The sequence below is a fragment of the Acinetobacter sp. 251-1 genome (genome assembly GCF_030329305.1).
Lineage (GTDB): Bacteria > Pseudomonadota > Gammaproteobacteria > Pseudomonadales > Moraxellaceae > Acinetobacter > Acinetobacter piscicola_A.
The window spans coordinates 72,227-88,688 of record NZ_JACANS010000014.1 but is presented as its reverse complement, the minus strand read 5'-3'; the positions used below and the strand labels follow the sequence as shown (position 1 = coordinate 88,688).

General features: G+C 39.0%; 15 protein-coding genes. 6 read left to right on the top strand and 9 right to left on the bottom strand.

What is annotated here, in order from left to right; genetic code table 11:
- Positions 1-127: 127 nt before the first annotated feature.
- On the bottom strand, positions 128-412 hold the full coding sequence (locus tag HX129_RS12835) for a DUF2798 domain-containing protein (RefSeq protein WP_286434998.1): 285 nt from the start codon (positions 410-412) through the stop codon (positions 128-130).
- A 196-nt stretch (positions 413-608) separates the two neighbouring features.
- On the opposite strand from HX129_RS12835, the gene argS reads away from it, so the two are divergent.
- The gene (gene argS / locus HX129_RS12830) at positions 609-2,399 is read left to right on the top strand and encodes an arginine--tRNA ligase (protein WP_180046536.1); all 1,791 of its coding nucleotides are present in this window, start codon (positions 609-611) and stop codon (positions 2,397-2,399) included.
- A gap of 104 nt (positions 2,400-2,503) precedes the next feature.
- Complete coding sequence (locus HX129_RS12825; protein WP_130074824.1) at positions 2,504-3,115, top strand: SPOR domain-containing protein; 612 nt, start codon at positions 2,504-2,506, stop codon at positions 3,113-3,115.
- A 53-nt stretch (positions 3,116-3,168) separates the two neighbouring features.
- Here the strand turns inward: HX129_RS12825 and HX129_RS12820 are convergent, their stop codons facing one another.
- Positions 3,169-3,819 (bottom strand): response regulator, encoded by a 651-nt coding sequence (locus tag HX129_RS12820; RefSeq protein ID WP_130074825.1) that lies wholly within the window; start codon positions 3,817-3,819, stop codon positions 3,169-3,171.
- 376 nt (positions 3,820-4,195) lie between these two features.
- Between HX129_RS12820 and msuE the strand changes: the two genes are divergently transcribed.
- Complete coding sequence (gene msuE / locus HX129_RS12815; protein ID WP_130074826.1) at positions 4,196-4,924, top strand: FMN reductase; 729 nt, start codon at positions 4,196-4,198, stop codon at positions 4,922-4,924.
- A gap of 19 nt (positions 4,925-4,943) precedes the next feature.
- The gene (gene sfnG / locus HX129_RS12810) at positions 4,944-6,050 is read left to right on the top strand and encodes a dimethylsulfone monooxygenase SfnG (RefSeq protein ID WP_130074827.1); all 1,107 of its coding nucleotides are present in this window, start codon (positions 4,944-4,946) and stop codon (positions 6,048-6,050) included.
- Between the two features lie 427 nt (positions 6,051-6,477).
- Here sfnG and HX129_RS12805 read toward each other — a convergent pair whose 3' ends face one another.
- Positions 6,478-7,656: an acyl-CoA dehydrogenase family protein gene (locus HX129_RS12805; RefSeq protein WP_286434997.1), complete on the bottom strand. Its 1,179-nt coding sequence runs from the start codon at positions 7,654-7,656 to the stop codon at positions 6,478-6,480.
- A 227-nt stretch (positions 7,657-7,883) separates the two neighbouring features.
- On the bottom strand, positions 7,884-9,827 hold the full coding sequence (acs, locus tag HX129_RS12800; protein ID WP_286434996.1) for an acetate--CoA ligase: 1,944 nt from the start codon (positions 9,825-9,827) through the stop codon (positions 7,884-7,886).
- Between the two features lie 290 nt (positions 9,828-10,117).
- Between acs and HX129_RS12795 the strand changes: the two genes are divergently transcribed.
- Both HX129_RS12795 and HX129_RS12790 read left to right on the top strand, forming a co-directional pair.
- Positions 10,118-10,699: a DUF805 domain-containing protein gene (locus HX129_RS12795; protein ID WP_130074831.1), complete on the top strand. Its 582-nt coding sequence runs from the start codon at positions 10,118-10,120 to the stop codon at positions 10,697-10,699.
- A gap of 101 nt (positions 10,700-10,800) precedes the next feature.
- Positions 10,801-11,772 (top strand): mechanosensitive ion channel family protein, encoded by a 972-nt coding sequence (locus tag HX129_RS12790; protein WP_130074832.1) that lies wholly within the window; start codon positions 10,801-10,803, stop codon positions 11,770-11,772.
- On the opposite strand, the gene HX129_RS12785 is transcribed toward HX129_RS12790, so the two are convergent.
- The 5 genes from HX129_RS12785 to HX129_RS12765 all read right to left on the bottom strand — a co-directional run bounded on the left by HX129_RS12785 (position 11,755) and on the right by HX129_RS12765 (position 15,919).
- On the bottom strand, positions 11,755-12,468 hold the full coding sequence (locus HX129_RS12785; RefSeq protein ID WP_286434995.1) for a 16S rRNA (uracil(1498)-N(3))-methyltransferase: 714 nt from the start codon (positions 12,466-12,468) through the stop codon (positions 11,755-11,757). The two genes, HX129_RS12790 and HX129_RS12785, sit on opposite strands and share 18 nt — an antisense overlap.
- On the bottom strand, positions 12,465-13,745 hold the full coding sequence (locus HX129_RS12780; protein WP_174493527.1) for a 3-deoxy-D-manno-octulosonic acid transferase: 1,281 nt from the start codon (positions 13,743-13,745) through the stop codon (positions 12,465-12,467). Before HX129_RS12780 ends, HX129_RS12785 begins: the two co-directional genes overlap by 4 nt.
- A gap of 312 nt (positions 13,746-14,057) precedes the next feature.
- The gene (locus HX129_RS12775) at positions 14,058-14,825 is read right to left on the bottom strand and encodes a transporter (RefSeq protein ID WP_286434994.1); all 768 of its coding nucleotides are present in this window, start codon (positions 14,823-14,825) and stop codon (positions 14,058-14,060) included.
- 12 nt (positions 14,826-14,837) lie between these two features.
- Positions 14,838-15,380, bottom strand: a complete 543-nt coding sequence (locus HX129_RS12770) for an ankyrin repeat domain-containing protein (protein ID WP_130074836.1) — start codon at positions 15,378-15,380, stop codon at positions 14,838-14,840.
- Positions 15,381-15,553: 173 nt separating this feature from the next.
- Positions 15,554-15,919 (bottom strand): HPF/RaiA family ribosome-associated protein, encoded by a 366-nt coding sequence (locus HX129_RS12765; protein ID WP_130074837.1) that lies wholly within the window; start codon positions 15,917-15,919, stop codon positions 15,554-15,556.
- Between the last annotated feature and the right edge of the window lie 543 nt (positions 15,920-16,462).

Here is a 16,462-nt window from a genome sequence, read left to right as displayed (position 1 = left end):
CAGTCGAGTTTCATCTATCTCGGGCTATAGATTAGTCCTTTTTTTACGATTTAGGGTATTTCTTAAATTGATAGTGATATGAGATAGATTTAGACATGGAATACAGCTTTAAAAACAACAAATCAGCTTATTTATGCGGTTGATTTGGTGACATATCGACAAATAAACTGGTTAGTTTTCTTACAATTGGCAATATGATCAACACGATAGGATAAGCAAACATCCATGACATCATCCAAGCAGAAAAGAAAATAGAGAATAAATTTTCGATCCAACCCAAGTTCTTGACAGTATTTATAAACGAAATGATACCACTCATCAGTCCTGATAATAATAAAGGTAAAATCCAAGGAGCATATTTGGCAGGTAACTTCGGAATATTACCAATAATCATGGCTGTTTTCTGATTCATACAACGCGCTTTTGACACATATAAACCACATACAATAATTGAAAGTATTAAGATTTTGAATCTTTTTCAGTATTTATCAAAAATTAAACAAACGTATTTATCTTCTTTTGTACTTTGCATACAAATGGTTTTACCTAAAAGCATGGAAATTTGCTATATTTGCTGTTTTTCTGCAACATTTATTTCTCGATCGATTATGAATACGGCAATACAAGCAGCTCTTGATCATGCAGTGCAATCCCTACAAGCTGAAGGGACCCTTCCATCTGACTGGAACAACACCAGCGTTTTAACGCGAACCAAAGACCGAAGCCATGGGGATTTTGCGTCAAATATTGCCATGATGGGTGCGAAAGTTGCAGGTATGAAGCCTCGTGATCTTGCAGAAAAAATCTTGGCAAATTTGCCAGAAGTTGCAGATATTAGTAAAGCTGAAATCGCAGGTCCTGGTTTTATTAACTTCTTTTTAAATGCAGACCAACGTTTTGCAGTGCTTGATCGTATCGAAGCACAAAAAGATCAGTTTGGTAAAACCCAAGCCAATGCAGCAAAGAAAATCCAAGTTGAATTTGTGTCTGCAAACCCAACCTCAAGCCTTCACGTTGGTCATGGTCGCGGTGCAGCTTATGGGATGACCGTTGCAAACTTACTTGAAGCAACAGGTGCAAAAGTTGACCGTGAATATTATGTCAACGATGCAGGTCGTCAAATGGACATTTTGGCAACCTCAACTTATTTGCGTTATTTAGAGCTAACAGGTCAAACTTTAGTTTTCCCTAAAAATGCCTACCAAGGCGACTATGTAAAAGAAATCGCGCAAAGCATTATCGACAAAGATGGTGAAGCGTACGTTCGCCCTGTCGCTGAGGTATACAAAGATGTCCCTGAAGATGTTCAATACGCAGCAGAACTTGATGCTGATGGCAACAAAGTTGTACTTTCAGGTGATAAAGAAAAACACATTGATGGTTTAATTCATAACTCGCAAAACTTAATTGGCGAAGGCTATCGTGTTTTCCATCAAGCTGCTTTACATGCCATTTTAGATGACATTAAAGATGACCTTGGTGAGTTTGGTGTGACCTTTGACAAATGGTTCAGCGAAGCATCATTGACTGAAAAAATTGATGAAGCATTACAAACTTTAGACCAACGTGGCTTCCTTTACGAAAAAGATGGCAACATTTGGTTTAAATCGACTGAATTTGGTGATGAAAAAGACCGTGTCGTCAAACGTCGCAATGGTCAAACCACGTATTTTGCCTCTGACATCGCGTATCACTTGAATAAATTACAACGTGGCTATACCGATATTATCGATATTTGGGGTTCAGATCACCACGGTTATATTGCACGTGTCAAAGCGGCAATTGATGCGATGGGCTATGACTCGAAGAAACTTACCGTATTACTTGTTCAATTTGTGAGCTTATGGCGTGGCGGTGAGATGATACAAATGTCATCTCGTTCAGGTCAGTTCGTGACTTTGCGTGACTTACGTAAAGAAGTGGGCAATGATGCTGCACGTTTCTACTATGTAATGCGTAAATCTGAACAACACATTGATTTTGACTTAGATCTTGCTGTGTCACAAAGTAAAGACAATGCGGTGTATTACATCCAATATGCACATGCACGTATTTGCCGTATGCTTGAAAAAGCGGCTGCAGCGGGTATCAATTTTGATACAGTAAATGCACGCCAATTTGCTGCAAAATTAGACTTAGATGCAGAAACAGAAATTCTTGCAAAACTTGCAGCTTATCCTGAAATTTTGATTCGTGCTGCGAACAATTATGAACCACATCAAGTGGGGAATTATTTAAAAGAATTAGCGTCTTTATTCCATGGTTGGTACAACGAACATAAAGTTTTAGGCGATGATGCCGAGTTAACACAAGCTCGTTTATTATTGTCAAAAAATGTTCAACAAGTCATCTATAATGGACTAGAGTTACTCGGTGTTTCTGCACCAGAGGCAATGTAAGGTATCGCTAAAATACTGTAGAAATCTATTGAGTATCGTCCACCGTGTCGGTACTCAAAGACGTTGTCAAATATAACGTTGTTATTGAGTAAGAGGAATTCCACGTGTTTGGAAAAACGCAACGCGGCGTGTCTGAACGGCCAAATAAACCTAAAAAACCATTGATTCCAAAATGGTTAGGGATGCTTGTCGTTATATTAATTATCCTCAGTTTTGGTGTCGCACTGATGCTCTGGAAACCGTGGGCACCTGTAAAAACACGTAGTAATGAAGTGACTTCTGATCATTATCAAGAAGATACCAATAAAGATTACCGTTTTTATGACCTCTTGCCCAACCAACAGGTAACACCAATTCCAGAGCAAGCTGTGCCTGAAACTCAAACAAGTACACAGCCTGTGATCGTGGAAGCACCTGAAACACCAAGCAGTAGTGAGGAAGTGAATGTTGGTTTAGATAGCTCTGAACAAGCACCTGCACCTGTACAACCTGAATATATTTTACAAGTACGTAGTTACCCTGACCCTGACAGTGCCGATGCGCGCCGTGCTGAAATCATTTTAAATGGTCTATCAGCAGATGTCGTTAAAGCAACCGAAGGTGGTCAAACATGGTACCGTGTAATTTCTGGTCCTTATGATTCTCAAAATGCAGCAGTGATTGCACAGCAGACCTTACAACATAGCGGTATTGACTCAATCGTAGTCAAACGCTAATGCTCAATAAAAATGGATGCTAAAAGCATCCATTTTTATAACATCACAATAAATTACACTTTTTTCTCTTCAATATTCAGTGCACTGATCGCCAATACCGCTTGGGTACGATTTTGCACGCCCAATTTACGGAAAATTGCAGTGACATGCGCTTTAATTGTCGCTTCAGATACCTCAAGTTCATAAGCAATTTGTTTATTCAGCAAACCTTCTGCCACCATCATCAACACACGGAATTGTTGCGGTGTTAAAGATTGAATGCGTTCAGCCAAGGCAGCCTCATCTGCTGCACGTGGATCAAAACTCATATTTGCAGGTAAATTTGGAGGTAACCAAATGTCCCCTTCTAACACCTGTCGAATCGCTTCACCAATATGGCTTGGATGCGCTGATTTTGGAATGTAACCCATTGCACCATGTGCAATGGCACGTTGGATAATCGAAGCTTCTTCATGCGCAGAAACGACAATGATGGGCAATGAAGGATATTGTGCACGGACATGCACCAGTGCAGAAAACCCAGATGCACCCGGTAAATTTAAATCTAACAGAACTAAATCAGGTTCAGGACCATTCTCTAAACGCTCATAAAATTCATTCACTGCAGCAGTTTCATGAATTTGAGCTTGGGGTAAACTATAACGCACCGCTTGAATTAAAGCATGGCGAAACAGTGGATGGTCATCAACGATTAAAATATTCATAAGCGAAGTGAGAGCTCTCTAGCACAGTCTTTCATTCTAACTGTACTATTGCTGTTAAAGATAATTAAATATAACGAATTTTTAATAATTTTGTCGCTTTAAATATAAAATCCCTACACATTTTATGTTATTTATCATTTTTTGTATTTCTTTATCGTTTTTAAATATAAATTTAAGCATTTGCAAAGAATTGCTTATATATTTTAAAACTAAATAAATATATCAAGCAGTTAAAGAATAAAAATAAACCTCAAAATAAATTTTTAGCATATATCCAAAAATCTGATAACCAATCTGTTTTTGCTTATTTTACAGAATATATTGAATGTTGATTAATAAATGTCATTCCGATATTAAACGCTTTTAGGTTATTGACATGTCATTTATTCAACAGAAACCCTTAAATATTGTTGCTGTATCAGGTGGCTTAAATCACCCTTCAAAAACCGAAGCTTTAGTCCAAGCCATTTTAGATGAATTAGGTGAAGCAACGCCCATCCATGTACATTTCATTAAATTTAGTGAAATTGGGCAACTCTTAGGTGGTGCAATTTACCGTCATCAACTCCCACAACGTGTGCAAGAAGATTTAGCAGCCGTAGAAGCAGCCGATGCACTGATTGTTGGAACACCTGTTTACCGTGCGTCATTCACTGGGTTATTTAAACATTTCTTTGACTTTGTTGAACAAACTGCATTGGTCGATGTACCTGTATTGCTTGCTGCATCGGGTGGTTCAGACCGTCATGCTTTAGTGCTTGAGCATCAACTGCGTCCATTGTTCAGCTTCTTCCAAGCACAAACTCTACCGATTGGTGTTTATGCAACAGATCGTGATTTCACACCTGAATACACGATTCACAGCGAATTTTTACGTGATCGCATCACGCTTGCCGTTGCACGTGCATTACCCATTTTAGAGTGGGCACCTGCCAAAGGAAAACGTGCAGATGTGGTGAAAGTAAAATCTCAACAGGCTTCACAAAACTTAGGCATTAACAAACAAATCGAGCAAGAAGAAGTTTTACCCTCCGCTGCTGTACCAAGTTTAGATGCAGCAGAAGCACGGATTCATCATAAAAAGCCAAAAACACACGTGGCTTAATTATTCCAAGGATCAACTAATGTCACAACACGATAAAAATATTAAATTTGCGTATTGGGTACCGAATGTGAGTGGTGGTTTGGTGGTGAGCCAAATCGAACAGCGTACAGATTGGAGCTATGACTATAATGTGCGTCTAGCAAAAGCCGCTGAAAAAAGTGGCTTTGAATATGCACTCACTCAGATTCGCTTTACAGCAGGATATAACGCAGAAAATCAACATGAATCAGTGAGCTTTAGTCATGGTATTTTGGCAAAAACTGACAAATTAAAAGTGATTGCCGCAATTTTACCAGGTCCTTGGAAACCAGCACTGGCAGCCAAGCAATTAGCCACCATTGACCATTTAACCAACGGGCGTATTGCCATCAATGTGGTCAGTGGCTGGTTTAAAGGTGAATTTGATGCTATTGGTGAGCCTTGGCCTGAACATGACGAACGCTATGTTCGTTCAGAAGAGTTTATTCGCACACTAAAAGGGATTTGGACAACAGATCATTATAGTTTTGAGGGTAAATATTATCAGTTCCAAGATTATACCCTCAGCCCAAAACCCATTCAAAAGCCGCATATTGAAATCTTCCAAGGTGGTAGCTCTCGTGCCGCACGCGATATGGCTTCACGTGTATCGGATTGGTACTTTACCAACGGCAATACACCTGCTGAGCTGAAAAAGCAGATTGATGATATTCGTGAAAAAGCAAAGGCAAACAACCATCAGGTTAAAATTGGGGTCAATGCCTTCATTATTGCCCGTGATACCGAAGAAGAAGCTCAAGCCGTGCTACAAGACATCATTGATCAAGCCAATGTTGAAGCAGTCAATGCCTTTGGTGATGCAACTCGTGAAGCAGGTGCAGCTTCTAAAGAAGGTGAAGGTAACTGGGCAAAATCTACTTTTGAAGACTTAGTACAATACAATGATGGCTTTAAAACCAATCTGATTGGCACACCACAACAAATTGCTGAACGTATTGTGGAATTAAAAAGTGTGGGCGTAGACCTTGTGCTTTCAGGTTTCTTACATTTTATTGAAGAAGTGGAATATTTTGGCGAAAAAGTATTGCCTCTCGTTCGTGAATTAGAGGAGGCTCAAAAACATCAAATCACTGCAAAATCAGCTTAAAGTGTGGGTCAATAATCACAATAAATTATTTTAATCGATCATCAGTTTTTATCCCTCAGGACTCGGCTTGGGGGATTTTTTTAATCAAAAAATCCTAAATGATATTTATTTGTATAAAATCATAGTCTTAATAACTTCCATCCTTTAAATCAAATTTATAGCCAAAATGGTTTAGGCAAATTTGTATTCCATTCAAAGAATAGTTATCACACCCTTTATGAATACACTTATTTTCCGAAAAGCCTTCATGAGTCAATACGACTAAAAATATCTGTAAAACCATTTGGGCATACAAAGAAGTTATCAATTTTTTGACACGTGCACATAAATTTGTCTTATCTAATAGCAATTTTATTTAGTGTGTATAAATCTAAAATCTTTCACAGTGATGTCTAGTTTAAATTCGCTAGGCTTTTTAATTTTATCATTAAGAATAAAAACTTGGCTCAGGTACTTTTCCTGTCAACACCCATTCCCCAACTTCTTGATACTTATAATCAATCGGATCATGCAAAGTTTGTGTGCGTACATTACGCCAAAAACGATCTAAATTGAGTTTTGCTGTGGTTGCCCGAGCACCCATCACTTGGAAAATATTTTGTGTCACAAACAATGAAGTATTGGTCGCTGCAATTTTCGCTGTGGCAATTGCAATCGATACTTCTCCTCGCTGTTCAGCATTCAAACCTTCTCCGATATCCCAAGCAGATTGAAAAGTTTCAACCGCTTTATTGGCAAGTAAACGTACACTTTCAAGTTGTACATAAAACTCTGCAAAATGCTTTTGAGTAAAGGGATCATTCACTGCATTTTCTACTAAGGATTTTGACCATGCTTTTTGGCTTTGCACCATTTCTTTGGCAATATCAAAAGCCCCTTCCGCTACACCTAAAAATAAATGCACAAAGATCAATTGAGCAATTAAAGGGCGTAAACTTGAGTATGGAGTACTTAATGGTCCAGGATTCAGCAATAACTCATCTTTAGAAATTTTCACTTGCTCGAAGTGACTTGTTCCACTATCCGTTTGGCGTTGTCCCATATTGTTCCAATCACCCAAAAAGCTGATGCCTTCACGTGCCGTTGGAATCACCCCAATCAATAATTTTCCCTCCTCATCAAACCCTGAACAAAGCAAAATATCTGAGTCAATCGAACCTGAACAAAAGCTTTTATCGCCATGAAAAATAAACTCTTGCTCTGAAACTTGAGTTGCTTTGGTACGTCTGTCCAAAGGGTTTAAGGTATTGCCCCAAAATAGGTTATTTTTTGCAGTATCTTCAAACCATTTTGCATATTGCGTAGGTTGTGCAAATAACTGTACCGTTGCAATAAGTAAATGATGGAAAGCATAAATATGCGCTACAGAACTATCCACTTGGGCAATGGTGCGGACAGTTTGAAAAATGGTTGCCCAATCTGCACCTTGCCCACCATATTGTTTAGGAATAGACAAACTCAATAAACCACTTTGACGAATTAAATCCCGCTCCACTTTGGCATTACCGCCTGCTTTGTCTCGCTCAGCAGCTGTTTTTGCAAACGTGTGAGCAAGTTGCTGCGCAATTTCTAGCGCTGTGAAATTCAGAGGATGTAAAGCATTCATGAGATCGTCCTTATTTTTAATATTTTTAGCTTAGCAGATCATTCTGAATGGCTTTATCTCAATGCCTGCTGTACTTATACATGATGTTGGAAACATTGAACGGGATATAAAATAGCGTCGTTGATATACAACGTGATTTAACTTTAAGCTTAGCAGAATTAGACCATAAATCATCTATTGCATATCCCCCTCTCCCTGTAGGAGAGGGATAGACCAAGGGCTTCAAATCAATGATTGGCTTTCACTTCTGCAATCAACTGATCCACCACACTTGGGTCAGCCAAAGTCGATGTATCACCTAAACTATCAAGTTCATTCGCCGCAATTTTACGTAAAATACGGCGCATAATTTTCCCTGAACGGGTTTTCGGCAGCGCAGGTGCCCAATAAATCGCATCAGGTGTGGCTACTGGGCCTAAGACTTTACGCACCCAAGCTACTAACGCATTACGTAATTCTTCAGTTTCAGTTGCATCGGCTTGTAAAGTCACATAAGCTGCCACACCTTGCCCTTTAATGTCATGTGGCATCCCCACGACAGCAGCTTCTGCAACCAGCTCATGTGCCACTAATGCACTTTCAATTTCAGCAGTCCCCAAACGATGCCCTGAAACATTTAATACATCATCGACACGTCCTGTGATCCAATAATAACCATCTTTGTCACGGCGTGCACCATCTCCAGTGAAATAACTGCCCGGATAAGTTGAGAAATATGCCTCAATAAAGCGTTCAGGATCACCCCAAATAGTCCGCATTTGACCCGGCCATGAATCCTTGATAATTAAATTACCTTCTGCCTCGCCCTCAAGTTCATTTCCGTCAGCGTCAACCAAAGCAGGCTGTACACCAAAAAATGGGCGTGTTGCAGAACCTGGCTTCAATGCTGTTGCACCCGGTAAAGGAGAAATCAGAATCCCACCCGTTTCAGTTTGCCACCATGTATCCACAATTGGACAACGACTTTCGCCCACGACGGTATAGTACCAATTCCATGCTTCAGGGTTAATCGGCTCACCGACCGATCCAAGCAAGCGCAAACTGCTACGATCACTTTCACGAATATACGCATCCCCTTCACGCATCATGGCACGAATGGCAGTCGGTGCAGTATATAAAATGGTGACATGGTGTTTATCAACAATATGTCCTGTACGTGCCCATGTTGGGTACTGTGGCACACCTTCTGAGATCAATGTGGTTGTACCATTGGATAAAGGTCCATATAGCACATAAGAATGTCCTGTGATCCAACCAACGTCAGCAGTACACCAAAACACATCATCTTGTTTAATATCAAAAATTTCACGAAAGGTACAATTCACATAGGTTAAATAGCCACCTGTGGTATGTAAAACACCTTTCGGTTTCCCTGTCGAACCTGATGTATATAAGATAAATAATGGATCTTCAGCATTCATGGGTTCAGGTGGACAATCATCCGTGACGGTCATAATTTCCATGTGATACCATAGGTCACGCCCTTCTTTCATTTCAATCGGTTCACCCGTGCGATACACCGTCAACACAGTTTCCACGGATTCTGTCCCTTTGATATTTAAGGCTGCATTGACATTTTCTTTGATTGGAATCGGTTTACCACCGCGTAAACCTGAGTCAGCCGTGATCACCAATTTTGCCTGACTGTCTTCAATGCGACTTGCCAAAGAGTCAGGGGAAAAACCGCCAAATACCACACAATGTACTGCACCTATTCGCGTACATGCCAACATCGCAATGGTGGTTTCAGGCACCATTGGCATATAGAGCACAACACGGTCACCTTTTTTTACGCCATGCTTTTTGAGTACATTAGCAAAGCGGCAAACTTCATCATGCAGCTCTACAAATGAAATAATTTTATGTCGCGAAGGATGATCCCCTTCCCAGATAATTGCAGGTTTATGTGGATGAACTTTTAAATGCCGATCTAAACAGTTTTCACTGACATTGAGTTGCCCATCTGCAAACCATTCTATTTTGAAATTATCCTTGTCATAACTGGTATTTTTAACTTGGGTAAAGGGTTTGATCCAATCCAGTTGTTGCGCAGCCTCAGCCCAAAACTGATCAGGATTTTCAACAGACTTTTGATAACGTTGAAAATATTGTTTTTCATTGGTTCTTGCAGTTTTTACAAAATTTTCTGGTACTGGATACACTTCATTCATATTATACGTCCTTATTTTCTAATCATCTCGTCTCGAGATCTATGCCTACGTTCTTGATTTTATTCCTTGCATACATTCAGTATTACGATAGCGCATTTTAGATCACAATAGTGCTTTGGTCGTAGACGAGGCGTTCACTTTAATGATCGTGTTTGTACAAATCATTTGCAAAAACATTCAAAAAAATCAGCTTTTTTGTCGTTTTTTGATCTTATAATTTCACAAATGCTTTAGGCATATTTTTTAAGTCGTTACACTTTCTTACTAGACGTATTCAAAAGTTAATCTCTATGTCATCTCAAGATAGCGCCCCATTTTTTTCTCGGCAAAATACTGTGCCCACAGCCCCACCCTCTACAGCACAAGGGCGTTTTAATCGTCTCAGTTATATTGCTTGGTATGGTTTGCTACATTTTATTTTTTTGGCAGCAGTGATTGCACTCAGTTTAGCACTAGGCATTTTTAACCTAAGTCAGTTGTCATTAAATCAACATGCTTTAAATACTTTTGGCATGATGAGTAGCATAAGTTATGGTCTGCTTGTTGTGTTGTATATTTATTTTAACTTTGTGATCATTATTCGTCGCTTACATGATCGTGATCATTCTGGCTGGTTGTGTTTACTGCTGTTTTTACCTGTGGTGAATTTCTTTTTTACACTGTATTTACTGTTTGCTCAAGGTGATGCGACATATAATCGCTATGGACATCCTCGCCCTGCCACAGTGATTGAAAAAATCATTGCATGGACACTGATCTTATTGACCATATTCAGTTTAATCGCAACTGCCAGTGCCATCTCCTATTTGGTCGGAACAGGTGACCTAGAGAAACCGACTGAAATCATTCAGCACAGTACTGATTATTTCTAACCTGACAACCCAGTGATTTAACTGCTTGTCAAAACTCGCCTTGTGATCATTTATTTTGTCAATGCAAGGCAGAGTCACTCAACTTTTTATTGGACTTTAAAGTGGCTGAAGAAACAACCAAACTTAGTGATGTTGCCCAAGACACCACTCAATTGCTACATACTGCTAGTGAAAAAACAGCAGAAACTGTGATTAAACACACCGCGAAATATAATGATGCCTATACCACCATCGATAAAATTATGGATGGTTTTTGGGAACGTGTGCCTTATTTCTGTATTGCGCTTGTGGTACTGATGATTTTTTGGCTTTTGTCAAAAGTCTTTAAATTTTTCGTGCGTAAAACCCTTGAAAATCGCTCATATACCCGCCAAAACTTAGTTTTAGTACTCAACCGTGTTGGTAGTACCTTCATTATTTTCTTTGGTTTCCTCATTGCGATGGTCATCGCTATTCCAGGTTTTACCCCAGGTCAATTAATGAGTGCATTAGGTATTGGTTCTGTTGCGATTGGTTTTGCCTTCAAAGACATTTTCCAAAATATGCTATCAGGGATTTTGATTTTACTCAGTGAACCTTTCAAAATTGGCGATACGATTGTGGTCAATAATATGGAAGGAACGGTTGAAGATATTCAGATACGTGCAACTTTTTTACAATCACCTGATGGTCGCCGTATCGTCATTCCTAATGCAACGGTATATACCAGTGCAGTAACCGTGAACACCGCTTACCCACGCCGCCGTTGTGAGTTTGTGGTGGGGATTGGCTATGAGGACAATGTACAAGAAGCTAAAAGCATTATCATGAAAATTTTGGATCATGATCAAACCATTCTCAGTCAGCCTTTATTTAGTGTGAATGTCTCAGCATTAGCAGATTTCTCAGTCAATTTAAAAGTGCAATGGTGGGTAAATACCTCTGAAACTACGACATCTGCATCGATCAGTGAAGTCCAAGAACGTGTCATTCAGGCTTTTGCAGAAAATAGTATTTCGATTCCATATCCTGTACAGGAAGTTAAAGTCTATCGTGGCGAAAACCCAGAAGAAGAATCAGCACGTGCTAAATAAGCGTCCTAAAACATAAGGAATCACAGTTTCAGTACGGATAATACGGTTGCCTAAGCTTACAGCTTGGCAGCCGTTTTTGATGAGCAAGTCAATTTCATATGGAATAAAACCACCTTCAGGACCAATCACAATGCTACAGGCATGATCAATCGCAAAAGGCATTTTTTGTTCTACATAAGGATGCGCCACATAAGCAGGACATTGCTCATGAATAAGCGTCGGCAATACATCTTCTACAAAGGGTTTAAAGCGTTTATACAGCTCAATTTGGGGTGGTTGAGTATCACCTGCTTGTTCTAAACCCAATATAATAAAATGCTCAAGTTGTTGTAAAAAAGGCGTCTGCCAATAACTTTTATCCACCCGATAACTATGTAAAAGAATGATTTTTTCTACACCCAAAGTCACTGCATCCATAATCAAACGGCGCAAAACTTTTGGTCTTGGCATTGCGACAATCAAGGTCACAGGTAATTTAGCAGGAACGCTTTCTTCTCGAATAGCCTGAATTTTAATTGCATTTTCCGCAATACTCACAACCTCTGTAAGATAACGCTTTCCTTGAAGAATACCGACTTTTAAAGTATCTCCAACCTGAACACCCACATGCGTCTTTAAATGTTCTAGTTGTCTTTTAGAGGTGATTGTCCACATTTCCGATTGGGTTTGTCGTGGGTCTAATAACACAATATTCATAAATAGGTATCAATCACTGCAATATGCTTATGCAAAGAACCTTTATTTTGAGTCAACACACGATCTGCATGTTGAGTAAGCTGTTGTTCAAAATGTGTATCATCGATACAACGCAGCAGCAAAGCCACGACATCCTCGACAGATTGACCGACTTTTACGGCATCTGCCTGTAAAAAATCATCGACAATGACTTGGAAATTAAAATAATGAGGACCTATCACAGTTGGCACATGTAATGCCATCGGCTCTAAAATATTGTGTCCACCGCCTGGCTCATTTAAAGACCCCCCCACAAAACAGGCTTGGCTTAACGCATACCATTGCCATAACTCACCCATGCTGTCTGCTAAGTAGACCTGAGTATTGACTTGAATCGTTTCACTTAAACTACGGCGCTGGGTCTCTAAGCCCAAACTTTGCGCAACCTGAAAAACCTCATCAAAACGTTCAGGATGTCGAGGTACAACCACACACAACAATTCAGGTCGTTGTTGCAAGTATGGCTTTAACGCAGTGAGTAATTTTTGTTCTTCAGGAGAATGAGTACTGGCAAGAGTAATGATTTTTCGAGCACGTAAATTCCACTCCTGCTGTAACTGTTGCGCTTTTTCAATAAATATTTGCGGTGCTGAAATATCAAACTTAATGCTGCCCACCACATTCGCGGTATTTTTAGCTAAGCCTAAAGCAATAAAACGTTGTGCTGTGGCTGTATCTTGTGCCAAAACATCATCCAATTTTTGCAACATTGAACGCGTCAAGCTCGGCACTTTGCCATAGCCTTTGGCTGATTTCTCCGAAAGTCGAGCATTAACCAACAAGCAAGGCACATTGAATTGCTTCGCTTGATCAATCAAATTTGGCCAAAGTTCTGTTTCAACCAAAATAAGCAGTTTCGGTTGATATTTACGATAAAAATCTGCAACCAAATCTTTCAAATCTGCAGGTAAATATACCGCTTGGAAATGTGACTCAAACGGTGCTTTTAGAAATAATGACTTGGCACGTGCTTGACCTGTCTTAGTGGTATTGGTCACTAAAACTGCATGCCCTTGTTGTAAATAATGTTCAATGAGCGGTTGTGCAGCATTGGTTTCACCCACAGAGACACAATGAAACCAAATGGCCTGCGTATTTTTCACAGCTTGGAAGGGACCAAAACGCTCAAGATATTCCTGTTGGTATTCGGCCAAATCTGTCGCACGTTTTTTGATACGCCATTGATACAAAGGTTTGACGATCGCAAGTGCTGCGTTATACCAAAAAGGAGTAGCCAAGCAAAATTTCTCATATCAAGATCAATCGGCAAATATAACAGAGCGCTATTGAGTTGTTAATCGAATCACCCAAGTTGATACAATATCACTCATTTTCTAGCAAAATTGCTTGGAAATTAAACGCTCATTTTATCTTTAAGTTTTTTAAATCTTTTCTTTTACGGCTGCATTTATCCCCGTTTGTAACAACGTCCATTTAAAATAATGCACATAGCGTATCCAACATTTTTTATGTATTTTATAAATCTTTGTGACCCAATAAAAAAGAGCAACATATGTTGCTCTTCTTAAATTGATTTTTTAAGACCATCTTTAGAACAGGAATGAAACACCAAATCCTGCATTGTAACTACGATCTTGACCCTCTAAATCAACCCCGATGCTGCCATCAAGTTGAGTACGGTCATTCAACGCATAGATCAGACCTGAAGCCAAGCCATATTGATAATCTTCGCTTTCACCTTTACGGTAAATAAATTCAGAAAAACCTGATAAATTACCTGCAATTTTATAACCTACAGTTGGAATCGCAGTCACTGACCAGTCACCATCTTGCACTGCATAATTCATGGTAATGCCCGTATTCACCAAGTCATTATATTTATAGTCGAGTGAAGTACCTACGCTATAAATATCATCTTCGTTACTAAAGCCTTCATTCCCTGTTGCAATCACAGCTTGTGCTAAAACAGCCATAGACAATTTATCATCGTCTAAATCAATCGCTTTCTTTAAACCGATACTGACATCACCCAAACCATTATCATCAGCTTTTTCACCTTTATATTTGGTTTGTGTCCATGCAGGTCCTGCCCAACCGAGTTGTAATTCTAAGCCTGATGCCAAACCTGTACGCAACAACATATCACCATTTAAGGTCACCGTTTTTGCCTTTGCACCATCGATCGTTGTTTCGCTATAAGTTGCGCTCGGTAAACCTTGCTCCCAAGCCACCTGACCTACAGGTGTAATCCCTGTACTAAATCCTGCACCAGGACGATCAAATGAAAATTCTGCTGCAAAGCTGCTCATACTTGCACTTGCTACAAGCAGAACGATGATTTTGTTAGATATTGTCATACTATTACTCTGTTAAGCTAATTCTTTAGACATTTTGGCGCCGTGGCTACGCAATAACTCTAAAGTTTCTTTCTCTTCAGGTAAAGCCTGTGACCAATCTATTTCGTCAAAATCTTGATCAAAAAATAGATCACAAATTGAAGTAAGAATGGTTTTTCCTTCTTCATCTTTGCTATTTGGGTCAACTTTATGTTCTAACAAGCGTTTGACCGCAGGTACACATGCAGCACTTGCTGCATCCCACAATGGACCATAACACTCTTCTGCATCCCATAAATGGAAGTTTGCATTGGCTTGAATTAACTGTTCTAAAATCTCTAAGTGCACACTGAGCTGTGCTTGCTTTTGTTCAGCACTGAAGGGTTGACCCGCTTCATAAGCTTCACAAACCACTTCCCACCATTGAAATAAACCATCCGACCATACAGATACAGCAGGTCCTTTCTCAGGATCAATAAAATTAGGGTCTAGACCCTCAGCCAATAGACGCTTTACTTGTTCCAAATCTAATGCTTCTATAGCCTGTAAGAAATGTTGTTGTGGCGCAGTCAGCATGTGTTTATCTCATTTTGGAGTTCATATGCAACATATTATGCCGAAAAATAAAAAAGATAGTTCAAGTAATTATTAGCTTACTGATTTTGCAAAATTTTATGTCATTTTTTGTTGTTTTCTGACCAAAACTTTTCAACATGCCATAAAAAAAGCCCCTTTCGGGGCTTTTCTCATTAAGCTTCATCAGCTTCGACATCTGTCTCACTAAATTCTAACTTTCCACCACGTGGATTTTCTTTTTTCTCTAGAACATGTTCAATACTACGTTTAATACGATCAATTGCACCATGCAAAGCGAGATCAATATTTTTCGCCTTATGTGTAACAACCACTGGTTTTAAACCTGCAGCTTTGGCTTCGATCATACAACGAATATCGTCATCGCCGCCTTTATCCCCATTTTCATCACTAATATGAACCGAAAATTGCGTAATACGCTCACTATGACGTTGAAATTCTTGATTTAATTCTTCACGTACATAGGTAATTAAACGATCACTATTTTGAATATTTTTATCTGTACGAATTTCAATGTTCATAAATATTAACCTCTTTTAACCAATTTTAACCAATTTTATATTTTCAATAAATTTAAAAAAAAATCATTTATGTGTATGTGCAAAACTTTCTTATGTCGGCACGTTAGATTCTGGCTGATGCTTCAGCACTAAGCACATCTTCATTTAAATTTTGGTCGTAACCTCCACAATGAATGATGAACACTTTAAAGAAGTTTCTGTGTCCTTATATCTTCAATATCGGGCTATATTGAAAAATATGCAAGCGGATTTTGAAAATATTTATGAAAACAATATGAAAAATGACAACTTGTTACTTTATTTTCTAATTTAATGATTTATTTATCTTTTTTTATTTATAATTTTACACTTTTCACACATCTAAAATCGCTCAAAAAGCATACAAGTGTACATGTGAAAAATAGCGGTTACAGAATATTACTATTTTAGATATTTTCCTGCCCTGCTTAAATTACATAATAATTTACATTTTTGACCATTGTGGCTTTATTTTTGCTTAAGAATCTGTATCCTTGTTACGCTTTCTTGGGGGAAGAGATTTTC

What these genes read in the sequence shown, in the direction of transcription:
- HX129_RS12765 (WP_130074837.1), bottom strand. Translation starts at nt 15,919, where the DNA reads ATGAACATTGAAATTCGTACAGATAAAAATATTCAAAATAGTGATCGT.
- HX129_RS12775 (WP_286434994.1), bottom strand. Translation starts at nt 14,825, where the DNA reads ATGACAATATCTAACAAAATCATCGTTCTGCTTGTAGCAAGTGCAAGT.
- sfnG (WP_130074827.1), top strand. Translation starts at nt 4,944, where the DNA reads ATGTCACAACACGATAAAAATATTAAATTTGCGTATTGGGTACCGAAT.
- HX129_RS12835 (WP_286434998.1), bottom strand. Translation starts at nt 412, where the DNA reads ATGAATCAGAAAACAGCCATGATTATTGGTAATATTCCGAAGTTACCT.
- acs (WP_286434996.1), bottom strand. Translation starts at nt 9,827, where the DNA reads ATGAATGAAGTGTATCCAGTACCAGAAAATTTTGTAAAAACTGCAAGA.
- HX129_RS12770 (WP_130074836.1), bottom strand. Translation starts at nt 15,380, where the DNA reads ATGCTGACTGCGCCACAACAACATTTCTTACAGGCTATAGAAGCATTA.
- HX129_RS12805 (WP_286434997.1), bottom strand. Translation starts at nt 7,656, where the DNA reads ATGAATGCTTTACATCCTCTGAATTTCACAGCGCTAGAAATTGCGCAG.
- HX129_RS12785 (WP_286434995.1), bottom strand. Translation starts at nt 12,468, where the DNA reads ATGAATATTGTGTTATTAGACCCACGACAAACCCAATCGGAAATGTGG.
- HX129_RS12795 (WP_130074831.1), top strand. Translation starts at nt 10,118, where the DNA reads ATGTCATCTCAAGATAGCGCCCCATTTTTTTCTCGGCAAAATACTGTG.
- argS (WP_180046536.1), top strand. Translation starts at nt 609, where the DNA reads ATGAATACGGCAATACAAGCAGCTCTTGATCATGCAGTGCAATCCCTA.
- msuE (WP_130074826.1), top strand. Translation starts at nt 4,196, where the DNA reads ATGTCATTTATTCAACAGAAACCCTTAAATATTGTTGCTGTATCAGGT.
- HX129_RS12820 (WP_130074825.1), bottom strand. Translation starts at nt 3,819, where the DNA reads ATGAATATTTTAATCGTTGATGACCATCCACTGTTTCGCCATGCTTTA.